Origin of the sequence: Thermogutta sp., assembly GCF_014359955.1 — a bacterium.
In the GTDB taxonomy this organism is placed as follows: domain Bacteria; phylum Planctomycetota; class Planctomycetia; order Pirellulales; family Thermoguttaceae; genus Thermogutta.
The window spans coordinates 1-4793 of record NZ_JACIYL010000307.1; the positions used below are offsets into that span (position 1 = coordinate 1).

The 4793-nt window shown below is 56.5% G+C and carries 4 protein-coding genes; 1 reads left to right on the top strand and 3 read right to left on the bottom strand.

Translation table 11 applies throughout. The features are described 5' to 3' along the window. Positions 1-215: hypothetical protein (locus H5U08_RS10375; protein WP_297032747.1), on the top strand; the 215-nt coding region annotated here is incomplete at its 5' end. 3 nt (positions 216-218) lie between these two features. Here the strand turns inward: H5U08_RS10375 and H5U08_RS10380 are convergent. The 3 genes from H5U08_RS10380 to H5U08_RS10390 form a co-directional block, all read right to left on the bottom strand. After that, positions 219-1370 carry a saccharopine dehydrogenase NADP-binding domain-containing protein gene (locus tag H5U08_RS10380; RefSeq protein ID WP_297032748.1) on the bottom strand — a complete coding sequence of 384 codons (1152 nt, stop codon included), beginning with the start codon at positions 1368-1370 and terminating at the stop codon, positions 219-221. Positions 1371-1482: 112 nt separating this feature from the next. Further along, positions 1483-3183 carry a hypothetical protein gene (locus H5U08_RS10385; RefSeq protein ID WP_297032750.1) on the bottom strand — a complete coding sequence of 567 codons (1701 nt, stop codon included), beginning with the start codon at positions 3181-3183 and terminating at the stop codon, positions 1483-1485. Further along, positions 3170-4618, bottom strand: a complete 1449-nt coding sequence (locus H5U08_RS10390; RefSeq protein WP_297032752.1) for a magnesium chelatase — start codon at positions 4616-4618, stop codon at positions 3170-3172. Before H5U08_RS10390 ends, H5U08_RS10385 begins: the two co-directional genes overlap by 14 nt. Positions 4619-4793: the final 175 nt, after the last annotated feature.

Below are 4793 nucleotides of genomic sequence, written 5' to 3' on the forward strand. Positions count from 1 at the left end.
CAGGTTCGCTGGACAAAACATTTCGTGTGGCGGGTGGTCTTCGTCGCGGCCAAGGACGATATGAAGCATCACGGCGGCGGACAAGTACGATTAAATCCCCTTTTAAACAAAGCATAATACGCAACATTCATGAGTTTGCGACTTATCCCATAAAAGCCACCATTTCCTGCTCATCAGGCAAGCGATTGTCACTTTTTTCTGCCCGCGAATGCTGAAACTTACGTCGCCACTTCGGTGACTTCACAGTTCGCTTTGCAGGATGCTTGGTTAAAGGGTTCTTCCAGGCGGAGCGTGACGCCGGGAAGCCCCAATGCGAAGTCGATACCGAACGCTTCGGTTGGCGTAGCAAACCCGGGAGCGATTTCTTTCTCGAGAACGCGTTCTACCGCGGCCAAAGCCGCGGCAACGGTGAAGTCGTAGCCGTCAGGCGTCAGCATCGTTCCCGTGATCGAGCGGCCCTGGAGATCGCGGACACATCCCCACAATTCGACGTGCCTGAGCAATTTGACATCGGGGCTTCTGAGAGCATCAACCCCATTACCGGCCCCGGCTGGAGGCAGGCGAAGGATGGCTCGGATGAGTTTTTCGACATTGGCTCCGCTGCTCGCCGAGGCAAAACTGGCAATCATCGGCTGGGCAAGTTTCAGAACGGCGATAGCCGAGCGCGGCATCGCAAGATAAACCTCGATATTGGGAATTCCTGTGGAGTACCACGCACTCGCGACATCACCCCAGGGAACAAGAGCCGCCCAGCGTCTGCCGGAGGGAAACGGAATTCGGCGACTCTTCCAGGCCAAAGGGGCCGAACGCAGGCGACCGTTTTTGCGAATTCGGCCTCCCTTTTGAATAACCTGCCACATCGTTTTTGCTGTGCCGGGGCTGAGAGAGCCCGTGCTGGTGAACGCCAGAAGCAAGGTGTTTGCCTCGGGCATGGCCTTTTTCAAATGAACCGCCAGGTTATCGGTCGGCACGACGTCGAAACCGACAGCCGGAATGAGCGCAACGTCGCGACAAACGGCCTCCTCATGGCGGGCGGCGATGTGTTCAATAACGTCGATCTCGCCTGTGATATCGAGATAATGACATCCTGCGCGCAAGCACGCTGATACCAGGGAGGAAGCCGTTTCTGCAAACGGACCGGCACAATTGAGAAGGCATCTGCAACCGGTGATGTTCGTCAGAATGTGCTCGACCGAGCTGAGATCGAAAACCCTCGTTGGGCATTCCAGTTGCTGACCGAGGCTGGCGAGCCGTTGCGGATGGCGACCGGCAAGAACAGGCCGCAGTCCGCGTTTAACGGCCTCGAACGCTATTCGCCGGCCGGTATAACCCGTGGCTCCGTAAATCATCCAGTTTGTGGCGGCAGACATGTATGCAGTCTCAAAGCATAAAAACTGATTGAGCTTTCCGGTAACCTAATCCCGTCTGCCAGGTCTCACTTTGGCAATCAGAGATTAGTGTGATCGCACGGCGCGGGAACTTTCAGCTTATAATCTCCCTGCGGCGACGCAAGTAGTCCCACACCACGTAGCGATCGAGCTCCTTACCGGCCGTGAAAAAGACACGACCTCGTGTCGCTTCCGCCAGTTTGTAGGCAAAGCGAATATCCTCGCTCGACTGGCTCCAACCCGGCAGAAGGAAAAGATTGATCGTGATACCCTCCCGAGCACACAGCAGGCCTTCGCGCAGTGTCGCCTGTTCTGTGCGGTCATGGGGCGGGTACATGAGGTAGAGATACGGGCCCTCAAAGTGCGCTGTCGGCAGACCATCGGTGATGAGAATAATCTGCCGGTTGGGGGTATCCTGGACGGAGAGCAACTGGCGAGCAAGTTGAAGTCCACGTTGAATATTCGTGAAATGCCAGGGGATATCCATTTCCGTGATGCGGGGATCGCTCATGTCCGCACGGAGGCGCACCACCGGGTCGGAAACGCTGACCAATTTGGGCATCAGGGTTGGAATTTCACTGGGATGGACCCGCCGGGCGAACGTATAAATCTCCACGAATTCCAGGTAATCCCCGGGATACTCTTTTCGGATCAAGCCGTCCAGCGCCAGCCCCATTCTCTTGACGTCCACGTACAATCCGCCGTAGCGCATCGAGCCGCTCATGTCCAGCAGAACGACTGTGGCGCATTTCGGCACATTGCGGGTCTTGTGGATCACAATGTCTTCGGGAAGGAGCTTCACCGGCAACGACGGCCCCTGACGCACCAGCGCATTGATCATGGTGGCGGGAATGTCCATGTGGGCCAGCGAATCTCCAAATTCGTACGGCTTGGTTTGCGGCAATTCGATGTTGCCTTCTCCAACGATCGGGCCAGTATGTCGACCACTTCGCGCGGCCTGGAGCTGGCTGAAGATTCGCTCGAGCAGGCGGCCCTGGAAAAGTCGATACGCCTTGGGGGTTAGTCGATAACCGTTCTTGGTTTGTTCCAGGCCCTGCCTTTCCGCAAGCTCCCGGATGAGGTCCTCAATCTGCCGCATGAATCCGCGAAGCCGCTGGATATCCTCCTCTTCCACGAAGCGCCGAAGGGCCTCCAGATCGATCACGGCCAGACGTGCGTTCTTCGCTGCTTCCTCTAGCTGTTCGAGAAGTCGATCAATCGTTTCGAGGAGCTCTTTGATCTCAAGCGCTTCGGGAATGGTCATGGACCGATCCCCAGTGAAATGGTATTTCGCAGCCAGTTCGTCGATGAGGTATTTATCCCCAAGCCGCTGAACCAAGTGAAGAATTTTTCGAGCGAACTCGCTGTTTTCGTTTTCCGCGAGGTACCAGAGACGCTCCAGCTCGAAAATGTGTTCTTCACGGAAAGCCCTTTCGTAACGTTTGGCCAGTCGCTCTGGCGGTTGGAGTTGCTGGCCGAACTCGCGATAGCGCCGGGCGGCCTCCGCATGGACGGTTTCCACCTCGTAAGTCGCGAGAATTTTGGCTTTGCGCTGGCGAAGCATTTCGATGAGCGACTGGAGAGAGGGCCCCAATCCCGCGATCATGCTGGGATCCAGCTCCACCGCTTGAGCGAGCTCCTCCTCCGTCAGTTCCCGCAGCGACCCGAACATGAGCATGTGGTTCATGGCAGCCGACAGCATGTCGGGCATCCCGCGGGTTGGGCTGGGAAAACGAATAGGGTTATACTTCTGATAAACGTGGATGACCCCACCGTAGCGATTAGGGGATTTCATAGACGATCTTTCCACGATATTCAGCGCGGGAAATTCGGTCAGTCACATAAAGTCCGGCGAGAATAAATTCCACACACGAGGCGCGGACCGCCGGATCCTGTGATACATTCAGTTCGAAGGCCTTTTCCCACACGGGCGGCACGCGTTTCACTCGCTCCGCGTAGTAGCTTGAGGGAAGCAGATCACCCACCTCGATTTTCACGCCACGCCCGAAGATTTCGGCAATCTCGGCCAGTCCGTGCTCCTCCACGTATTCCTGAAACACATCGCGAATGGCCTCGGCCACGATCGCATCGAGCACCTGCTTTTCGTTCATTTGATGCCCGGCCATCAAGTCCAGCTCCAGCTTGCCAAGCGCCGACGAGTTGAGATGCCCCAGGTCGCTGATGCGGGGAACCGCGGGTTTTTCTCCGAGAATGATAGCGCGGCGCCGGGCACTGGCGACCATTGTTCGATAATTGGCAATACTCAGCCGGGCGCTGACGCCTGATTGCTGATCGATGTATTTGGAGCGGCGTGCCACGATACTGATCTGCTCTATAATTTCTTTCATGAAGTAGGGCACGACCACAGGATACTCACCATCCAGGGGAATTTTTGCTTCCTGCTCGGTGATCTGAATGGCAATGTGGCGGTCCCGCGGATAGTGTGTGTGTATGACCGATCCGATGCGGTCTTTCAGTTGTGGGATCACTTTACCGCTGCGGTTATACGTGGCCGGGTTGGCGGAAAACAGGATGAGAATATCGAGATCAAAACGGACCGGATAGCCACGAATCTGAACGTCCCGCTCCTCGAGGATGTTGAACAACCCGACTTGCACCAGCTCGTCCAGCTCAGGCAGTTCGTTGACCGCAAAAATTCCCCGATGCATGCGAGGAATCAAGCCGAAGAAGAGGGCTTCCTCGGCAGACATGCTCACGCCGCCAGCCAGTCGCGCCGGGTCGATTTCACCGATAATATCTGCGAATTTAGTTCCCGGGGCCAGCCGCTCGGCATAGCGCTGTTCCCGTGGCCACCAGGCAATCGGCACTTTGTCTTCGGGAGTCGTCGCGAGGAATTCTTTTGCACGCCGTGTGATGGGCCGATACGGGTCCTCGTGAACTGGCACGTCCGGAATATCGAGATACGGCACCCACGGATCGAGAAATCGCGTGATCAACCGCATGAGGCGACTCTTAGCCTGCCCCTTCTCGCCCAGGAAAAGCATGTCATGGCCGGAAAGGATGGCCAGACTGATTTCAGGAATAACCGTATCGTCGTAGCCGATGATGCCGGGAAAAAGTTCTTCGCCTCTTTCCAGGGCGCGAATAAAATTCTCCCGGATTTCTTCTTTAACAGAACGTGAGACCCAGCCGCTTTCTCGAAGTTCTTTGAGTGTGCGAGCGCGCGGCACTGTGGACTCCATCGCGACCTTCCCCTCGCTGGAACGCATAACACCTCCTTCGATAGCGGAGCCGCACACCGTGGAATCGTCGTCCCCGCGGTTTTTCAGATGGTAACCCAGGGTGCCGTCCCCAGGCGGCTTCACTTCATTTTAGCGCGAACCGTCAATCGGCCAAGCGTCAACGGGCGTCATCACGCTGCCGAGGTGTGTGACTGGATCTATT